Below are 1,139 nucleotides of genomic sequence, written 5' to 3' on the forward strand. Positions count from 1 at the left end.
TTCGAGAACGACACGGGCCTCCTTCGGCGTGCGGGCGACCGCCGACATGGCCTTGCGGTACGGGCCGAATCCCGATCCGTAGGAACCGAGGTCGATGCCGACGATGATCCGGTCGCTGGTCGCGGTGAGCGCGTCCAGGCGGGCCCGCAGCATCGTCGACTTCCCCGAGCGGGACTTGCCGATGTACGCGGCGCTGGTCCGCTTGCCCGGGAGGGCCAGGGGGCGGCCGGACATGTCGGCACCGAACTGCGCCGTGTGCAATTCGTGGGTGGTGACCGACTTCGGCGCCCGGTAAGGCAATTCCGGAACGGCCTTCCACGGGTCGTCCCCCGGAATACGCAGCACGCATTCATTGCGGGCCTGGGCGGACTGCTGCAAGAGCGCCGAATTCGTACGGACGCCGGGCAGGCAGGCCTCCAGCAGAGCAAGGTTGTCGGACAGCTTCTCCGGCGTCTGGTTCTTCAGCACGATCTGGATCTCGAAGCCCCAGTTGCGCGGGCGGATCTGCAAGGAGTGGACAGCGATACCGATCTCCTTGGTCAGCGCTTCGTGCAGCATCGCCTCGAAGGCCCGCGGCGTCATGCCCATCTCGAAGCGGTCCGGCAGACCGGCCTCGGCGCGCTCCAGCTCCTCCAGCTCCTCCGGCGTCATGTCGGGGCGCCGACCGACTCGGGCCAGCACCGCGAGGTTGACGAGCACCCCGGCGCCGAGGCCGATCAGGCCGTCCATGAACACGTACCCGGCGACGTCGATCCCGGCCATCGGCAGGTACGCGGCGGCCGCCCGCTGGAAGATCTTGGTGCGAGCCGTGGAGAGCGCCGCGGTCGCCTGGACCAGGGCCATCGACGCCTCCTGCTGCGCGACGTCGGACGCCTTCTTCTTCGCGTCCTTCTTGAGCAGCGCGAACTGGGCCCGGCGGGCCGCCCGGGCCGCCTCCAGCGCGAGCATCTCGGCACGCTGCTTAGCGGCGTCGGCGTTCTGGCCCTCGACCCCGCGGACCCAGCGCTGCACGCGCACCCCGCCGCGGATCGTGGTGGGGACGATGCCTCGCGGCGTCCACTGCCGCGACGCCCACCGGCGGACCCGGCGACGGGCCTGGCGCTGGACGTAGGCGCGCCGGGCCGAACGGCCCTCCGGGG

General features: G+C 71.0%; 1 protein-coding gene. It reads right to left on the bottom strand.

Annotation, left to right across the window (positions count from 1 at the left end; translation table 11 throughout):
* Nucleotides 1-1,139: hypothetical protein (locus ACWFRU_RS42205; RefSeq protein WP_453694157.1), on the bottom strand; the 1,139-nt coding region annotated here is incomplete at both ends.

It is taken from the genome of Streptomyces sp. NPDC055099 (assembly GCF_053607685.1).